Source organism: Paenarthrobacter sp. NPDC091669 (assembly GCF_044756725.1).
GTDB lineage: Bacteria > Actinomycetota > Actinomycetes > Actinomycetales > Micrococcaceae > Arthrobacter > Arthrobacter bambusae_C.
In genome coordinates this window covers 201176-219228 of record NZ_JBIVTK010000007.1, presented here as the reverse complement: position 1 = coordinate 219228, position 18053 = coordinate 201176, and the positions used below count along the sequence as shown (strand labels likewise).

At 59.6% G+C, this 18053-nt stretch carries 14 protein-coding genes; 8 read left to right on the top strand and 6 right to left on the bottom strand.

Going from position 1 to position 18053, the window contains the following annotated elements:
* Positions 1-46 precede the first annotated feature (46 nt).
* The 6 genes from gyrB to dnaA all read right to left on the bottom strand — a co-directional run bounded on the left by gyrB (position 47) and on the right by dnaA (position 8276).
* Positions 47-2125 (bottom strand): DNA topoisomerase (ATP-hydrolyzing) subunit B, encoded by a 2079-nt coding sequence (gene gyrB / locus ACIQLI_RS13700; protein ID WP_089593052.1) that lies wholly within the window; start codon positions 2123-2125, stop codon positions 47-49.
* A 337-nt stretch (positions 2126-2462) separates the two neighbouring features.
* Positions 2463-3017 carry a DUF721 domain-containing protein gene (locus tag ACIQLI_RS13695; protein ID WP_207595585.1) on the bottom strand — a complete coding sequence of 185 codons (555 nt, stop codon included), beginning with the start codon at positions 3015-3017 and terminating at the stop codon, positions 2463-2465.
* Positions 3004-4197, bottom strand: a complete 1194-nt coding sequence (gene recF / locus ACIQLI_RS13690) for a DNA replication/repair protein RecF (RefSeq protein WP_400389272.1) — start codon at positions 4195-4197, stop codon at positions 3004-3006. The genes ACIQLI_RS13695 and recF overlap by 14 nt, the downstream gene beginning before the upstream one ends.
* Positions 4198-4220: 23 nt before the next feature.
* Positions 4221-5105, bottom strand: coding sequence for a phosphogluconate dehydrogenase (NAD(+)-dependent, decarboxylating) (gene gnd, locus ACIQLI_RS13685; RefSeq protein ID WP_089593049.1), 885 nt, complete (start codon positions 5103-5105; stop codon positions 4221-4223).
* Between the two features lie 41 nt (positions 5106-5146).
* Complete coding sequence (gene dnaN / locus ACIQLI_RS13680) at positions 5147-6271, bottom strand: DNA polymerase III subunit beta (RefSeq protein WP_089593048.1); 1125 nt, start codon at positions 6269-6271, stop codon at positions 5147-5149.
* 586 nt (positions 6272-6857) lie between these two features.
* Positions 6858-8276, bottom strand: coding sequence for a chromosomal replication initiator protein DnaA (gene dnaA, locus ACIQLI_RS13675; RefSeq protein WP_026541014.1), 1419 nt, complete (start codon positions 8274-8276; stop codon positions 6858-6860).
* A 465-nt stretch (positions 8277-8741) separates the two neighbouring features.
* Between dnaA and rpmH the strand changes: the two genes are divergently transcribed.
* From rpmH to ACIQLI_RS13635, 8 genes are all read left to right on the top strand, one after another.
* Positions 8742-8879: a 50S ribosomal protein L34 gene (gene rpmH / locus ACIQLI_RS13670; protein WP_011776797.1), complete on the top strand. Its 138-nt coding sequence runs from the start codon at positions 8742-8744 to the stop codon at positions 8877-8879.
* A 41-nt stretch (positions 8880-8920) separates the two neighbouring features.
* Positions 8921-9331 carry a ribonuclease P protein component gene (rnpA, locus tag ACIQLI_RS13665; protein ID WP_354231504.1) on the top strand — a complete coding sequence of 137 codons (411 nt, stop codon included), beginning with the start codon at positions 8921-8923 and terminating at the stop codon, positions 9329-9331.
* Positions 9261-9746, top strand: coding sequence for a membrane protein insertion efficiency factor YidD (yidD, locus tag ACIQLI_RS13660; protein ID WP_354231502.1), 486 nt, complete (start codon positions 9261-9263; stop codon positions 9744-9746). The genes rnpA and yidD overlap by 71 nt, the downstream gene beginning before the upstream one ends.
* Positions 9747-9762: 16 nt before the next feature.
* Complete coding sequence (gene yidC / locus ACIQLI_RS13655; protein ID WP_400389266.1) at positions 9763-10752, top strand: membrane protein insertase YidC; 990 nt, start codon at positions 9763-9765, stop codon at positions 10750-10752.
* Positions 10752-11303, top strand: coding sequence for a protein jag (locus ACIQLI_RS13650; protein WP_400389263.1), 552 nt, complete (start codon positions 10752-10754; stop codon positions 11301-11303). Before yidC ends, ACIQLI_RS13650 begins: the two co-directional genes overlap by 1 nt.
* A 6-nt stretch (positions 11304-11309) precedes the next feature.
* Entirely contained in the window at positions 11310-11960 is a 651-nt protein-coding gene (rsmG, locus tag ACIQLI_RS13645) for a 16S rRNA (guanine(527)-N(7))-methyltransferase RsmG (protein ID WP_354231496.1), read from the top strand.
* Positions 11961-12047: 87 nt separating this feature from the next.
* Positions 12048-13103 carry a ParA family protein gene (locus ACIQLI_RS13640; RefSeq protein ID WP_354231494.1) on the top strand — a complete coding sequence of 352 codons (1056 nt, stop codon included), beginning with the start codon at positions 12048-12050 and terminating at the stop codon, positions 13101-13103.
* A 67-nt stretch (positions 13104-13170) separates the two neighbouring features.
* Positions 13171-14391: a ParB/RepB/Spo0J family partition protein gene (locus ACIQLI_RS13635; RefSeq protein WP_400389258.1), complete on the top strand. Its 1221-nt coding sequence runs from the start codon at positions 13171-13173 to the stop codon at positions 14389-14391.
* Positions 14392-18053: the final 3662 nt, after the last annotated feature.

Genomic DNA, 18053 nt, shown 5'->3' with positions numbered 1-18053 from the left:
TCAGGTATATGTCAGTTCGAGAATATTCAGATGCCCTTGTGGAGCCCTAGATATCGAGGAACCTGACGTCCTTGGCGTTCTGCTGGATGAAGTTACGGCGCGATTCAACGTCCTCGCCCATCAGGACGGAGAAGGTCTGGTCGGCAGCCAGTGCGTCATCCATGGTGACCTGCAGCAGCGTGCGGCGATCCGGATCCATGGTGGTGTCCCACAGCTCGGTGTAGTCCATCTCGCCGAGACCCTTGTAGCGCTGGATGCCGTTGTCCTTGGGGAGCCGCTTGTTCATGGAAGCACCCTTGCGGATGGTTTCATCACGTTCGCGGTCACTGTAAACGTAGTCGTGTGCAGCGTTGGACCACTTGATCCTGTACAGCGGCGGCTGGGCCAGGTAAACGTATCCGTTTTCGATCAGCGGGCGCATGTAGCGGAACAACAGCGTCATCAGCAGGGTGGTGATGTGCTGGCCATCAACGTCAGCATCTGCCATCAAAACAATCTTGTGATAGCGAAGCTTGGAAATGTCGAAGTCCTCGCCGATGCCCGTGCCGAAGGCGGTGATCATGGACTGGACTTCGGCGTTGCCGAGGGCCTTGTCCAAGCGGGCACGCTCAACATTCAGGATCTTGCCGCGCAGGGGCAGGATGGCCTGGGTTTCCGGGTTGCGGCCGCGCTTGGCCGAACCGCCTGCGGAGTCACCCTCAACCAGGTAAACCTCGCACCGTGAAGGATCCTTGGAGGAGCAGTCGGAAAGCTTTCCGGGCATGCCGAACGATTCCAGCGGGCTCTTCCGGCGGGCGTTATCGCGGGCTTTGCGTGCAGCCATGCGTGCCTGGGCAGCCGAGATGGCCTTGCGGATCACGTCGCGGGCGGGGCCGGGGTTGCGTTCAAGCCAGTCACCCAACTGATCCGTGACGACGCGCTGGACAAAGCCCTTGACCTCGGAGTTGCCGAGCTTGGTCTTGGTCTGGCCTTCGAACTGGGGTTCGGAAAGTTTGACGGAAATAACGGCCGTCAGACCTTCACGGATGTCATCACCCGTGAGGTTGTCTTCCTTCTCCTTGATGATGCTCTTCTCCCGCGCGTAACGGTTGATGAGCGAGGTCATCGCAGCGCGGAAACCCTCTTCGTGCGTTCCACCCTCATGGGTGTTAATGGTGTTCGCGTAGGTGTGGACGCTCTCGGAGTACGCGGTGGTCCACTGCATGGCAACCTCGACGGCGATGTGCCGCTCAGTGTCTTCGGTTTCGAAAGCGATGACGTCCTCGTGGACAATCTCGACCTTCTTGTTCGAGTTCAGGTGCTTGACGTAGTCCAGCAGGCCGTCCGGGTACTGGTACACCACAGTGCGGTGTTCTGCGGCAACTTCGCCTTCGGTGGCGACGGCATCGAGATCGAGATCATCATCGCCGTCGCGGGAAACCGGACGCTCATCGGTCAGCGTGATCCGCAGGCCCTTGTTGAGGAAGGCCATCTGCTGGAAACGGGCCCGGAGGGTTTCAAAATCAAACTCGGTGGACTCGAAGATCGTGCCATCCGGGTAGAACGTCTGGGACGTTCCGGTCACGTCAGTGGCCTCACCCTTGACGAGTTCGCCCTGCGGCTTGCCGCCGTCGGCGAAGGTCATGCGCCACACGTGGCCCTGACGGCGTACTTCCGTGTCCACGCGGCGGGACAAAGCGTTGACCACGGAGATACCCACACCATGGAGGCCGCCGGAAACAGCGTAGCCGCCGCCTCCGAACTTACCGCCGGCGTGAAGGATGGTCATGACCACTTCAACCGTCGGCTTGCCCTCTGTCGGGTGAATGTCCACGGGGATACCGCGCCCATCATCTACAACGCGGACGCCGCCATCGGCACGGAGGGTGATCTCGATGTGGCTGCAGTAACCAGCCAGTGCCTCGTCAACAGAGTTGTCCACCACTTCATAGACCAAGTGGTGCAGGCCGCGGGGACCAGTGGATCCGATATACATACCGGGGCGTTTGCGCACCGCTTCGAGGCCCTCCAGCACGGTGATATCGCTGGCACCGTACTCCCTGGGCGCCTCTGCGGGCGTATCAGGCTTGGGAACAGTCTCCTCTTCGGGCTCTACTGCCAAGGTCTCTGCATTGTCGTTAGCCACAGGCGCTTTCGACTCCTCTGTACTCGATGTCGGCCGTTCCCGGTGGTGTCCGCGGCGAACCGCAGCCGTCAACGGGCACGTGACTGATTGCGCCGATTACTCCGACGAAGGGGGTCGCAATGCCACAAGAGTGGATCCAGGACCCCAACGACGTTTCACCGGCGCTCAGTGATCTACGCCAATTCTATCGTGGAAACCCGCAAATCCTTGCAAATACGGGGGCAGCCGAGAGCTGAATATGGCCGTAGGAGGGCGCTGGCCCTATCTGCAATGGCCCTACGGTGGTCCCGATGGGGGCCTATACGACTCCGGGGCGTTGAATCGCCCTGCACGCCGTTTAGCCGTAGGTATCGCGCGGCCCGCGACCGTTGACGCTGCGCCCGCCTTTTCGCCAACTTGGAGCAGATGGACCCAGCACCTGGATGCTGGTCACCACTCCTTCGCCCAGTTCGTTGCGGAACATCTCCAGGAGGCTCGTGCTGAGCAGACGGAGCTGCGTCGCCCACGCCGTGGAATCGCACCTGACATGGAGCGTTGTGTCCGTGAAACTCTCCGGCGTGCAGTGGGCGGAAATGTCCGTCCCAACAAGGGTTTCCCACTCCGCCATGACGGATCCGACTGCCACAGGGGATGTCCATCCGCGCTCAGCCACCAAACGGCCCACCACATTGCCGAGGCCCAAAGGATCCCGGCCGCTGCCATGGAATTTCGCGAAACCCCTGGTATCCCGGATTCCCTTGCGTTGTGGGGCAGATCCTGGCCGGGGGGCACGCTGCCGTACTTCGCCCCGCGCGGCTGCGGCCTCGCGCATGCGGTTCAACGCCGCCTGGGCAGCATCAATCTCATCCGGATCGCGGCCGGGTTGAAGTCCGTCGCGGCTATCCTTCGCCATCGATGCCTCCCGGAACAACGGTTACGCGCCGTCCGGCCAGCTCCTCGGGGATATCGGCATCGACGGCGGCAGTCACCAGCACTTGCTCGGCACCGGCAACAATTGCAGCCAGTTTACGCCGCCGCTGGACGTCCAGTTCAGCGAAAACGTCGTCAAGAATGAGGATCGGAGCGGTTCCACCCGTACGGGCGTCATCCAACATCACGTAGTAGGAAGCAAGGCGCAACGACAGGCACATGGACCAGGTTTCACCATGGGACGCATAGCCCTTGGCCGGAGCTTGGCCCAACACCAGTTCCAGTTCATCGCGGTGCGGACCCACCAGGGAGATGCCACGTTCCAGTTCCTTCTTCCGCGATGCTGCGAAAGCCTGGATGTAGCGTTCGGTGAGGTCATCAACGGACAGCAGCCGGAGGTCATCAACCGACGCCGCAGGTTCCGTACCGTGGTCGGCTGGACCGCCGTCGTCGTCCAGCACGCCTTGGATGGTTGAACGGTAGACCGCCCCAGCCTCTTTGGATCCGTCGGTCAGCTGCGCATAAGCGCTGTTCAGGTGGGGCCGCAAACGTTCCACCAGTTCCAGCCGGGCGTGGAGCAGCTCAGCGCCCGCCCGGGCCATATGCTGGTCCCACACGTCCAGGGTGGCCTCATGACCTGCGGTGAATTTTCCCGCTCGGGCAGATTTCAGGAGGGCATTGCGCTGCTTCAAGACGCGGTCATAGTCACTCCGCGTGGCAGCATGCCGTGGCACGAGGCTGACCAGCAGCTCATCCAGGAAACGGCGGCGGTTCGAGGGATCGCCCTTGACCAGCGCCAAGTCCTCCGGCGCGAACAACACCGTATGGCAGATCCCCAGGATGTCCCTGGCCCGCACCGGGTTTCCGCGGTTGATGCGGCCCCTGTTGGCTCGCCCGGCGTTGATTTCCAGTTCGATAACGGTGGCTTGTTCCCCGCGGACCAGCTTGGCTCGGATCATGGCGCGTTCCGCACCGAAACGGAGCAAAGGCGCGTCCGTGCTGACGCGGTGGGAGCTCAACGTCGCCAGATATCCAATGGCTTCCATGAGGTTGGTCTTGCCGATTCCATTGGACCCTACAAGGACAGTCACGCCCGGGCCCAGTTTCAGGTCAACCTGTGCGTAGCTGCGGAAATCCGTCAGCGAAAGATGTTCGAGGTACACGCCGTTTGCAGGACTCCTGCGGCCTAGTTGGCCGGACGGGTGGCGTGTCCGCCGAACTGGTGACGCAGGGCAGAAACCATCTTCATGGCCGGTGAATTGTCCTCGCGGGAAGCAAACCTGGCGAAAAGCGCAGCCGTGATGGCTGGTGCCGGCACTGCGTTGGCGATCGCTTCTTCCACTGTCCAGCGGCCCTCGCCGGAATCCTCCACGTAATCGTCAATAGAGGCCAGGCCGGGATCTTCGTCCAGCGCCTTGACCATGAGGTCCAGGAGCCAGGAGCGGACCACCGTTCCCTTTTGCCAAGCCCGGAACGTCCCCGGAAGGTCCTTCACGATGTCCTTGGCTGCCAGAAGTTCGTAGCCTTCGGCGTAGGCCTGCATCAGACCATATTCGATCCCGTTGTGGACCATTTTCGCGTAGTGGCCGGCCCCAACACCTCCAACGTGGACAAAGCTGTCGGCGCGTTCGCCTTCAGGGCGCAGGGCGTCGAACACCGGCATGGCGAGTTCGATGTCCTCATCGGCGCCGCCCGCCATCAGTCCGTAACCGTTCTCAAGGCCCCAGACACCTCCGGATACGCCACAGTCGGCAAAACGGATGCCCTTTTCGGCAAGCGCCGCAGCGTGCTTCTGGTCTTCGGTGAAACGTGAGTTCCCGCCGTCGATCACCAAGTCACCTGGGCTGAGCTTCTCACCCAGTTCGGTCACCACTGCATCGGTGATCGCGCCTGACGGCACCATGACCCACACCAGTCGCGGGCTGGGAAGTGCCGCGATGAGTTCATCTACGGAAGCAACATCAGTGACGTCCGGATTGCGGTCGAAACCAGTGACCTCGATGCCGCCGTTCCGCATGCGCTGGCGCATGTTGAAACCCATTTTTCCGAGGCCGATCAGACCGATGTGCACAGTGGGGACTCTTTTCTGCGAAGGTGGCGGGTACGTTCCGGTTAGTTGGGAAGGCGGACCGGCATCACGAGGTAGCGGTAGTCGTCCTGGTCGTCGCCATCCGCCTCAGCCTGGGCCGTGATCATCGCCGGCTTGGGGGCTGTGGTGAAGGAGAAGCGAACGTACTTGGTCTCGATGACGCTCAGACCCTCAACGAGGTAGTGCGGGTTGAAGGCCACGGTGATGTCTTCGCCGGAAAGCTGGGCTTCGAGTTCTTCGGACGCCTGGGCATCCTCACCCGTACCGGCGTCGAGGTTCAGCAGTCCTTGGGTGAAGGCGAGGCGGACCGGAGTGTTTCGCTCGGCCACGAGGGAAACACGGCGAACGGCCTCAACCAGTTCCTGGGTCTGGACCGTGGCGTGGATGGGTGTGGAGTCGGGGAACAGTGAACGGATCTTGGGGTAGTCGCCATCCACCAGGAGTGAGGTGGTGGTGCGTCCGCCGCTTTCGAAGCCGATGAGCCGGCTGTCGTCGTCGGCAAGGGCGAGGTTGATGTCGCCACTGCCGCCGAGGGTCTTTGCTACCTCGTTCAAGGTCTTGGACTTGACCAGGGCGCTGGTGGAAATTCCGGGAGTAACCGGCTTCCAAGGGACTTCGCGCATGGCAAGGCGGTAACGGTCGGTGGCAAGGAGGGTGATGAGGTCATCCTCGATTTCCATGCGCACACCGGTGAGGATCGGGAGGGTGTCGTCCTTGCTGGCAGCAATGATCACCTGGGAAACAGCCTGGGCGAAAGCATCGCCGGGCAACGTGCCACTGATGGTGGGCAAAGCCGGGAGTGCCGGGTACTCAGCCTCGGGCATGGTTGCCAGGTGGAAGCTGCTTCGACGGCAAGTGAGCGTTACTTTGCTGCCATCGGTCTCCACTTCCACGGGAGCCGACGGAAGGCTACGGCAGATGTCTGCCAGCAAGCGTCCCGAAACCAAAATTGTGCCCTCAACAGCAATATCTGCCGGAATTTCCAGGCGTGCCGAGGTCTCGTAGTCGAAGCTCGAGAGGCTGACCGTTCCTGCCTCAGCTTTGAGGAGGAGGCCGGAAAGCACGGGTACTGGCGGCCGCGGAGACAACGACCGCGCGGTCCACGTAACGGCTTCTGCCAGGACGTCGCGGTCGACTCTGAACTTCACGGAGGGGTGCCGCCTTTCATTGCTGCTGCCAAGTAGTAGCCGCGGATTCCTGCGTGGAAACCGCTAAATCTTTGCAATCCGGCACCGGAACCTGCATGGTCCGCACTCAGCGAACTACAAACAGACCCAAGGATGGGAGCGCTGCTGACAGCTTAGCCGGAAGATCCGCGATTAACCCATCCCCGTCGGGGCGGACCCTCCGTATGTGGACAGCCGCAGGCCGGCTTTGGCCTGGCTGTTGGGTCCGTCTGTGGTCTGCCCCTGGCAGGGCTGGACGGTGGCAGAACGAGATTGTTATTTGAGGGATTTCAATTTTTTGGGATTCGTAGTGTTAATAACTGCTGTGGAAACTGTGGATAACCCGATCCTGCCGCGTCGTTCAGCGGTTAAGCCCTGTTCACTCATTGTGCGTTAACTGGGTTTTAAACAGGGTGTGGATGGGGACAACTCCCAGGCCGGTTTTTAACGATCCACAGACGGCTTAAGGGTTTTAAGCCCATTAACCGAGCTTGTCCCCTTAAGTATCCACAGGCTTATCCACATGCGCCTGTTAATAAGGTATGTAGTGGCGGACGCGGTGTGGATTTCAGGAGTCGCGTTGCTGCTGTTTGATGCGGTTGGTGAGCTCAGTGACCTGGTTGTAAATCACACGACGCTCAGCCATCAGTTCGCGGATCTTGCGATCAGCATGGATGACGGTGGTGTGATCGCGGCCGCCGAGCTCCTGACCGATCTTCGGCAGGGACATATCCGTCAGTTCACGGCACAGGTACATGGCGATCTGGCGGGCGGTCACCAACGTACGGGTGCGGGACTTGCTGCAGAGCTCTTCCATGCTGAGCTTGAAGTAGTCCGCTGTCTGGTCCAGAATCTGCTTCGCCGTGATCTCCTGGGCGCCGTCGTCAGTAATCAGGTCCTTGAGCACCATCTCAGCCAGGGCTACATCCACCGGCTGGCGGTTGAGGCTGGCGAACGCCGTGACGCGGATCAGTGCACCCTCGAGTTCCCGGATGTTGCTGGAGATTTTGGACGCGATGTACTCCAGGGCATCGTCCGGCGCTGACAAGCCTTCGCTGAGGCCCTTCTTGCGGAGGATGGCGATGCGGGTTTCGAGTTCCGGCGGCTGGATGTCGGTCAGCAGGCCCCACTCAAAGCGGGACGTCATGCGGTCCTCGAAGCCGGCGAGCATCTTGGGCGGCTGGTCGGAGGTGATGACAACCTGCTTGTTGGCATTGTGCAGGGCGTTGAACGTGTGGAAGAACTCCTCCTGCGTCCGGTCCTTGCCCGCCAGGAACTGGATGTCATCGATCAACAGCACATCCACGTTCCGGTACGTGGTCTTGAAGCTGGTGCCCTCGTCGTCCCGGATGGAGTTGATGAAGTCGTTGGTGAATTCCTCGGAGTTCACGTAGCGGACCCGGATGCCGCTGTAGAGCCGGCGGGCATAATGACCGATGGCGTGCAGCAGGTGGGTCTTGCCCAAGCCCGAGTCGCCGTAGATGAACAGCGGGTTGTACGCCTTGGCCGGCGCTTCGGCTACGGCGACGGCGGCCGCGTGCGCGAAGCGGTTCGAGGAACCGATCACGAAGGTATCGAAGATGTACTTCGGGTTCAGGCGGCCGAACTCATGCGAGGTACTGGGCGGAGTGGGCTGTGGCTTCGGCTCGGCGAAGTCGGATACGGCAGAAAGCTCGACGACGGGTTCCGGCTCTGCATGGACCGGCACCAGATCGGTGTCGACGTCGATGGCGCAGCGGATGTCGTCAGAGAAGACGCTGCGAAGGGCATCGTCCAGGGCATCCTTGACCTGGGTCTGCAGGACTTCGCGGGTGAGTTCGTTGGGAACGGCCACCAGGAGTGTGGAACCAATGAGGCCCTGTGCCTGGGCCAGGATGACGAAACCGCGCTGACGGGGTGAAACCCGGTCGTCCTGTTCCATGAGGCTCAGCACCCTGCGCCAGGAACTTCCGACAGTGTTGGCGTGGTTGGCTTCGTCTACTGTCATCAATCAGTTCCTAAATACTTGCTTGCCGGCGTTGCTGGCAGCCGAAGTGTCTCCGGCGGCGCTGTTCTGGGCGATAATCCACAGAGTTATACACAGCGGGTGGACATTGGGCTACTGAGCCACTCTAGGGGATGGAAACGCTAGAAGATAGCTGGGAAGTTGCCTGTGGATAATTACACCGTTGTTGTTCCGGAATGCGTCCTGTGAGCCACTTCATCCACAGGCTGGGAACAGGGGTTGGGCACAGCTGTGGATAGCTCTGCAGCAGGCTCCCGGTTTGACTGTGGGTGCCTTTTTGCCCTAACGTTGTGAAGTCCTTTGTGTCCGCTTTTGAGATCAGTTGTAACTCCGTACGAACACCGTGCGGAAGGCAACGGCGGCAGGCACATACAAAACTTAGCGTCGGCCAGTTCTTCCCCTTTTTTGATCGGGTGGGCGCACCTTTGATCCACTGGAGTAACTAACGTGAGCAAGCGGACTTTTCAGCCGAATAACCGCCGTCGGGCCAAGAAGCACGGCTTCCGCCTTCGTATGCGCACCCGTGCCGGCCGCGCCATCCTGGCTGCCCGTCGCGGCAAGGGCCGCGTCGAACTGTCGGCGTAAATAACTGACTTGTCGGTCAGGGTCTTTTTGCGGGTTCGACGGTGCTAGCCACCCCTAACCGTCTGCGGACGTCTACCGACTTTTCAACAACTGTACGTTCCGGCGTCCGCAATGGACGCCGGAACTTAGTGTTATATACGGCCTCTATTGGGGCCGGGGAGCCGAGTCGAATCGGTTTCATTGTCTCCAAAGCCGTCGGGAACGCCGTGACCAGGAACCTCGTTAAGAGGAGACTGAGAGAAGCAGGCGCTCTTTCCTTGCACACGCATGGAACGGGTCTGGCGGTGGTGGTCCGGGCATTGCCCGCAGCTGCATCTGCCAGCTGGGAGCAACTGCTCTCGGACTACAACGCCGCACTGGCAGTGACGACGAAGCGATTGAGTGGCTCAGCTCCACGCAGCGCTTCGACTGAACACAACGGCACCACAACGGAAGGGACACCGCGTGCATGACATAAGCACCGCCGTCGTTCCTTCCTTAAGCGACCCCTCCGGCAAGGTTCCCTCAAGGAATCTGTCGGCGGCGGTCGGCACCTTCCTCTGGGAGCTGCCCCGCAACATCCTCATTCTTTTGCTGAAGATGTACCGCAAGGTCATCTCGCCCCTGTACGGCCAGGTTTGCCGCTTCTTTCCCTCCTGCTCCGCGTATGCGCTGGAAGCAGTAACGGTGCATGGCGCCGTGAAGGGCAGCTGGCTCGCAGCCAAAAGGCTCGCCAAATGCCACCCTTGGAACGCCGGTGGAGTGGACCATGTCCCCGCCGGCCATCGTCATTGGCCTGAAGGCCGGACGCCCACAATTGTTGTACTGAACAATCCGGACCAGTTCCTGGCTGCTCAGGCTGATGAAGAAGGCCGCTCGGCGGCCTAACGAATAGGGATATCGTATGGACTTCTTTGAAACAATCATGTTTCCGTTCAAGTGGCTGGTGTCAATCATCATGGTTGGCTTCCACGAGGGACTGAGCTTCATTGGCCTGCCCGCCGCGAACGGCTGGACCTGGACTTTGTCCATCATCGGCCTCGTGTTGGTGATCCGTGCCGCCCTGATTCCTGTCTTCGTCAAGCAGATCAAGGCGCAGCGCGGTATGCAGCTCCTGCAGCCGGACCTGAAGAAGCTTCAGACCAAGTACAAGGGCAAGACCGATCAGCTGTCCCGCCAGGCAATGGCGCAGGAACAGATGGCGCTCTACAAGAAGCACGGCACCAACCCGTTCTCGGCCTGTTTGCCGATGCTGATCCAGATGCCGTTCTTCTTCGCACTGTTCCAGGTGTTGTCGGGTATCTCGACGAACGCCAAGCAGGGCCAGGGCGTTGGCGCGATGAGCCATGAGCAGGTAGTTCAGTTCGACTCGTCCAGCATCTTTGGTGCGCCGCTGTCTGCTTCGCTGCTTCATGGTGACCCCAGCGGAGGCAACAGTGCCGTGGCCGTTTGGGTTCTGAGTATCATCATGATCATTGCCATGACGGCCTCCCAGTTCATCACGCAGAAGCAGATCATGGCGAAGAACATGTCCGAAGAGGCCATGGCCAGCCCGTTCATGCGCCAGCAGAAAATGATGCTCTACATCCTGCCGCTCGTGTTCGGTATCGGTGGCATCAACTTCCCCATCGGTGTCCTCATCTACTGGACTACCACCAACCTGTGGACCATGGGCCAGCAGTTCTTCGTCATCCGCCGCATGCCCACCCCGGGTTCCCCTGCCGCCAAGGCACTGGAGGAGCGCCGGGCCGCCAAGGGCCTGCCGCCGCTGCTGGGTGGCAAGAAGACCACTGCTGCGGACGCCGCCGCTGAAGCCGAAGCTGCTGCCGCGGCAGCAGCCGAGATCCGTGCACAGCGCGTCCAGCCACAACGCAAGAACAGGAAGAAGAAGTAATGTCTGCCGAGAGCACTGAAGAAGTTATCGCCGCTGTGACTGAAGACCAGGACGAGACCCAGGAAGAGACGCAGTCCAAGACGGCCAGCCGTCTTGAAGAGGAAGGCGACATTGCCGCCGACTACCTCGAGGAACTTCTGGATATTGCCGATATCGACGGTGATATCGACATCGAGGTCCGCAACGGACGCACATACATCTCCATTGGAGCTGATGAAGAGTCGGCAGCCTTAAACAGCCTCGTGGGACGTGACGGCGAGGTTCTGGAGGCTCTGCAGGAGCTGGCCCGGCTCTCGGTTCTTTCCGCTACTGAAAGCCGCTCACGCCTGGTGTTGGACATCAACGGCTACCGCAAGGAGCGCGCCGGCGTGCTTCAGCAGATCGCCGAAGAAGCAGTGGCCAAGGTCAAGGCCGACGGCGGCACCGTGGCCCTTGAGCCGATGAGCGCTTACGAGCGAAAGATTGTCCACGACGCCGTAGCTGACCTCGGATTCGTTTCCGAGTCTGAAGGCGAAGGCGCCGGCCGCCACATCGTCGTTTCGGCTGACTAGCAGCTCATGGTTGAAATTACCGCAGCTGAACTTGAAGCGGCAGAGAAGATCTTTGGGGAGCGCCTGGATCTCGCCAAGCGCTACGTGGAGCACCTCGCCACCTCCGGAACCGAGCGTGGGCTGATTGGCCCGCGTGAGATTCCGCGTTTGTGGAGTCGCCACGTATTGAACTGTGCCGTCATTGAATCCGCCATTGCCATGGACAGCCACGTCGCTGACGTCGGATCCGGTGCAGGCCTGCCGGGTCTTTGTCTGGCCATTGCCCGCCCGGACCTTGAACTGACCTTGATTGAGCCGCTGGAGCGCCGTGTCATCTGGCTCCAGGAAGTCGTAGATGACCTGGGCCTGGACAACGTCACCATCATGAGGACGCGTGCTGAGCTGGCCGTCGGAATGGTGGATGCCGATGTTGTGACCGCGCGGGCTGTTTCTGCCCTCAGCAACCTGGCGGGACTGACGATTCCCCTCTTGAACGGACGCGGCGAAGTTGTGGCCATCAAGGGTCGCAGTGCTGCCGAGGAAATTGAGAAAGCCAGGAAGGTCATCCGCAAACTTGGCGGCGTGGAAACATCGGTTGTGGTCTGTGGACAGGAGCTTTTGGAGGAACCCACCACTGTGGTGAGGATTATCGTCAACAAGCCCGGAAAGACGGCCTGAGACCCGCTCGGTTTCCCGCGTGTCGGCGGCTGAGCAGTTAGGCTAGAGAACGGCAGCAAGCGCCGAATGAGAGTGAGAGTGTGACCAGTGGGTAGTAGTGAAACCTCCACGCAGCGAATCCCCCCGTTTATGTCGTTGGGGTCCGCTCGGGCAATGGCTACACCCTCTGCGTCTCTTCAGTCTGCGATAGTGCGCACTAATTCGGTTGATAATGCTGCCGTTTCACGTGAAACCGTATCTGATGGAGTGCATAACGTGATGGATTCCATTGATGACTCGAGTCCCATCGCCCGTCAGCTGGCCCACGAAACCCGTCGGCGTGAACGGCTGGTCGGCAGGGAACTGCCCAAGCCGGACAAAACCCGCATCTTCACTGTTTCCAATCAAAAAGGTGGGGTCGGTAAGACAACCACCACAGTGAACATCGCTGCTGCCCTGGCCTCCGCCGGCCTCAACGTGCTGGTGATTGATATTGATCCCCAAGGCAACGCGTCAACGGCGCTGGGCATTGAGCACCATGCCGACGTTGACAGTATCTACGACGTCCTCATCAACGACCTTCCCCTGAAGGACGTTGTGGCCCCTTGCCCGGATATTCCCAACCTGATCTGTGCACCCGCCACCATCCATCTTGCCGGTGCTGAAATCGAGCTGGTTTCGCTGGTTGCCCGGGAACAGAGGCTCCGACGCGCCATTGACGTCTACGCCAAGGAGCGGGAGAAAAGCGGCGAGAGCCGCTTGGACTTCATCTTTATCGACTGCCCGCCCAGCCTCGGGTTGCTGACGGTCAACGCGTTCTGTGCTGCAAGCGAAGTCCTTATCCCCATCCAGTGCGAGTACTACGCACTGGAAGGATTGAGCCAGCTCCTCAAGAACATCGAAATGATCCAGAAGCATCTCAATGCTGACCTGGAGGTCTCCACGATCCTCCTGACCATGTACGACGGCCGAACCAACCTCGCCGCGCAGGTTGCATCCGAGGTACGCCAGCACTTCCCCGATCAAGTTCTGGGAGCTGTGGTTCCGCGTTCGGTTCGCATCTCAGAAGCACCGAGCTACCAGCAGACGGTCATGACCTACGATCCTTCGTCGAGCGGCGCGCTCTCCTACATGGAAGCCGCCGCCGAAATCGCTGAACGCTAGAATTCTTGAAACACTGCAACAGCCTGAGCAGTTCCGTGCTCGGCCATTTCATCGGAGGGATGAATCAATGAGCGAAAAGCGAAGGGGCCTCGGTAGGGGTCTTGGGGCTCTCATTCCTAGCTCGGCCGCGGCCCAGGGAAACGGCGCAGCGCCGTCCCGTCCTGTGGATCTGTTCTTCCCGGAAGCCCGGAAGTCCGAGGAACCGGCTGTAGAAGCTCCGATTCAGGACTCAGCTGTTGAGGAGGGGTCAAAGGAGTCGGCAGCGACACCATCAGCTGGTAAGGCCGCAGCGCCCAAGGCCGCAGCCGCCAAAGCACCAGCCAAGTCCTCCACCTCCAAGACTTCCGCATCGAAGCCTGCCGCCAAGCGAGCCTCCGTGTCGTCCGGTGAGAAGACGGATGAATTGGAGACCGCGGACGCCGCGACCAAGTCTTCCACCCGTTCGACGGCGGACGTGGAGCTGGTTGAAGTTCCCGGTGCCCGCTTTGCCGAGATCCCCGTCGGTGACATCCATCCGAACCGTAAACAGCCTCGTTCGGTCTTCGATGAAGATGACATGGCCGAGCTGGTCCACTCTGTCCGTGAAATCGGCGTCCTCCAGCCAATTGTTGTACGTACTTCAACCGAAAAGGGTGGAGAGCCGTATGAATTGGTCATGGGCGAACGTCGGTGGCGTGCAGTACAGGCCGCAGGACTCGAAACCATCCCTGCAATCGTCCGCGACACTACTGACGACGACCTCCTTCGCGACGCATTGCTGGAAAACCTCCACCGAAGCCAGCTGAACCCTTTGGAAGAGGCTGCCGCCTATCAGCAGCTTTTGGAAGACTTTGGAACCACCCACGAGCAGCTTGCTGACCGTATCGGACGCTCGCGCCCGCAGGTATCCAACACACTCCGTTTGCTCAAGCTCCCGCCCCTGGTCCAGCGGCGTGTAGCAGCCAGCGTTTTGTCTGCCGGCCATGCGAGGGCTCTCTTGGCACTGCCGGATGCTGCTGCAATGGAGCGCCTGGCTCAGAAGATTGTTGCCGAGGGTATGTCCGTGAGGGCAACAGAAGAGGCCGTGGCTCTTTATCAAGACCCCACTGCTCCCGCTAAGAGCAGCATCCCGAAGCCCAATGCGCGCCACGAGCGTTTGGACTACTTGGCGTCGTCGCTTTCTGACCGCCTGGACACCAATGTGAAGATTACTTTGGGTGCACGGAAAGGCCGTGTCAGCATTGAGTTCGCCAGCGTTGAGGATCTCAACCGGATTATGGATGTGCTTGGCCCTGGCGCCGAAGACTAAGTTATAGTGAACCAACTGAATGGGGCTTACTCGTAGAGTAGGCTCCATTTTGTTTTTTGGATACCCGCGATACTGTCGTAGATTCGCACTGTGCGCTGTCTCTGGCGATGGTAGCAGCCTAATCTGTGACATTGGGTGTCGTAAACCGTTCGGATCCACGGCTGATCTCGATGTTTCACGTGAAACTGGACTGGGATCCCGGTGAGTCCCCGATCTATTACGGAACCAGCAATCGCGTATGGCTGCGGCTATGAGGAAGTGCAGGTCACTAGGTTGCCGAGTGCCCGGGATGACTCTTCTTTCTCATCTACGGAAATCCCTCTGACGGACTCTAGTGAGGGCAGCGTCGTCGCAAGAATAGAAACTCCACATTCTTCCGCATCGTTCTTGCTTGGAAGCGGCATATATCCCTCAACGATCTCATTCAAGAGGGTAGGCCGCAGGCATACGTACAGGCTGTGGGCGGCCGCCGACGTGTGCATTCAGGGGTTCACTCCCTCGTAGCGCGTTCTCAACGGATAGGGCAATCCAATTTGTCGTTTGAAGTTGTTATGCGGATATTGGCTCATAAATCCCTCTCAGTCGCGGGTGCAAGGAGTGCGGCGCAAGCATGTTTCACGTGAAACATGCTTGCGCCGCACTTCTGGAGATGTGCACCGACGGAGCTGAGAGTCATGGAGTCCCTGAGGAGCTGAGTCGAATGCCGGAAGTCGGCCGGAAGCCTGGTGGGGCGCTCACCGCCTTGGGTAGCGACTGGATGGGACAGGAGGCGGCTCACAGCATCCGATCCGCCCTACTTCCGGGAATCGTCTGTGATTCCCTGCGTTCGAATCGTCAGCGGTTTGTTGCGCTCAATGTGGCTAAAAGAAGTGAATGGCGAATGCGCCCTATCCGATGCTAGGCCCATATGAACGACAGTTCCGGCAGTATGGGTGCCATTGCCCGAGATGTTGTCCCCTGGTAATTGCGGCATTCAAACTCTGAGCGATGGCCGCCAGAGTAGTGGGCGGCTATTTGTATCTGCATCTGGAGTCCTGATCTGTACCTGTAACCCTGATCACGATGAAATTTCATGTTTCACGTGAAACCTGATCTCAGAAGTTCCGGGGTATGGCATCCGTCTCCGGCTAAGGACCGCTTCTCTGGTCGACGCATCGACGCTACGGTTACGCGCGTCTGGAGGGGTTGCCTAGCTTCTGTGCGAACCGCCTCGTAGCGGAGTGCCTCAAGTGCTTGGCGTGCCTACGAGCAGGTGTCTGGTTCGGGAAATCTGAGGCTGCCGCGTGGTTTCACGTGAAACATGCTCATCGGGTTAGCGAATATGAAACCTCAAAGCGTCAAGGACAGCTATAGTCCCAGGCTTCCACTAACTCATTCGTGAATGACCAAGGAACGTGGACTAAGGGCTTCCCTGCTACCAAAATTCAAGGATGGGATGACTGGACTGGTCACCTTTTTGCCACAGTGCGGTTCTTTTGTTGACCATGAACGCGGAGGTCGATACGGGAATACGCGGCAGCATACAGCTCAGCAGCTCCAGTTTCCGACCATCGGACGACTCAGACTCAGCAGTGCAGCCCACGCGCATGGCCTTTCGTCTTAGCAGACCATCTTCTACCTACGGTGGACGCTCGAGGTCCACCGGTTGGTAGGGCCAGCAGCCAGAGTGTCCTTTTGCGTGGAGCTTGCCGCCATTGTTCTGTACTACTGCCCACGGTGTTCAATGGCGCTCGTATTGGAGCACGCTGTGTCTTGATGAGGAGCTGACACGAACTGTCCCGTCCGACTCAGCTTAGCGGGTTGCTGGCTGGCTTTCAGGCGTCATGCAGAGACTGACAGCGGGACACCACATGGGAACGGTCCTGATGCAAGCAGCATTCAGTTACCTTCTGTGGAATGGGCCCCCACCAGTTCGGTGCGAGTGAGTCCACAGCCAAGCGTGTCAGTATGGCGTGCGTCCCTGGATTCCATAAGGCTTTGGAGCTCGGGTTCCCCGTCGAGGACTCGTGTGGCCGATTCCCACATGGTGTTGCCAGGTTCACGCCGCGTCTTTAGCCGTTGAGTCCTTGATCGGTTCTCAAGGGGAACTGACTTGTAGTTACTGCGGAGCATATTCCTTGGCGACGGATCTTGCGTTCCCGTCGTAGTCGGTCCCAGCAATGGCTCCTCTCACGGTTAATGCTGCAGAGGTAACGCGGAATGTAGTTGTCGAGGAGCCGGCAATACTCCCCCGTCCAATGCCTACGACCAGCGCCTTGCAGAGTGGAATCTCCATGTTGGATTGGGGCTACGTCAAGCAGCTCCAAGCCGGCGGTGATCAATCCCCCAGCCCTCGGTGCGCGCTGATGGACCGTGTTTGATCAGCAATGGTCAGATGACGCGCGCACCGGTGCTCAGTTCTTAAACTTCGATCCTTGCCCTCACCAGGCCAGGGTCTGCGGCCACAACTGGTCGGGTCTGCGCGAGGCGTAGGGGTCCAGTCCTAGAGCCCTGGCGCTCTAGGCCAGGCCCTTACCAAAGCGCGCCGGAATGTTGTGTTTTACGTGAAACGGCCCGCACTCCGCAGCGGCTACAAACGACCTGAAAGTAGAGCTACTTGTGCATATCGCGGTGGATATCATTGTGGATAACTTTGGGGATAACTTGAATCGCTTATCAGTCTCCGTGGAGACCTAGAGCGGGCGAATCCGCTGAAGAGTCGCTTGTCTTTCCTTCGTGCATAATCCTGCGGAGGTTCCCATTCGTTGTGGGTTTGCTCGATCGAGGCCAGAGACGAGATTCCCTGTGTTTAACGCCTCAATTCGTTGATTTTCCGCTCGCGTGCACGTGGTGCACACGCGCTTTGAGATAGTCGCCAAAGATGCGAAGCCTTGACGCTTATCCGCCGGTTTCCGCCTGGGCAGATACAGCGAAAAGCTTCGCTGTGAATAATGTCATGGGCGGTGGATAAGCCTGTGGATAAGGCTGTGCACAACTTGCCCACTGAACGTCCTCTCCCGGTGGACAACTATGCCTTTCATGTGACCTCCAGTCCTCCGCATGTGGGTCGCGGAGAATCTTGGAACTCCTTCTCGTAAGTACGAACGCTGTACGGAAGTCTTGGCTGCTGGGATTGAGGATCCATGGATCTACTACTGCCATTCGCCGGTTGGACGCCTGACCCCAAGAAGGGAAGAGTTGAGGCAGCTGGCCGTGCTCTCGGGCATCTGAGACCTTCTACAAGGACGATTGATCCGATGTTTTGAGTCCGGTCTTCTTGAGTCCTTACCACCAGCTTGGTGAGTCGACTGCCCTGCCTTCGGAACTCCAGGCTCACGGCTCCTGGCCGGGCTGTAGGTTCCAAGCTCCAGTGGACCGTAAACATGCTTCCGTCCGGAGACCGCGGCGTGCGTCCAGGACCGAGCCGTCCGCGTCCTCTGGAGTCATGCCAGCGCCATAACCTTGGTACGGCGCTACGTCCAAAGGGGGCATCAAATCGAAGGTATGTCGCTGCAGGCCTCTCCTTGCGGGACTAGGGGTACAGGGCCGTATCGAGGGCAACGGGAGCCTGATGGCGCGCAGACACTATAGTGGGGCGATGGAGACTACGTCGTCCTAAGGGCTATGGAGATTGCCTAGGGTCAACAGCCGGTTGCTCCAACGAGTAGGCGGGCCGGCTTCTT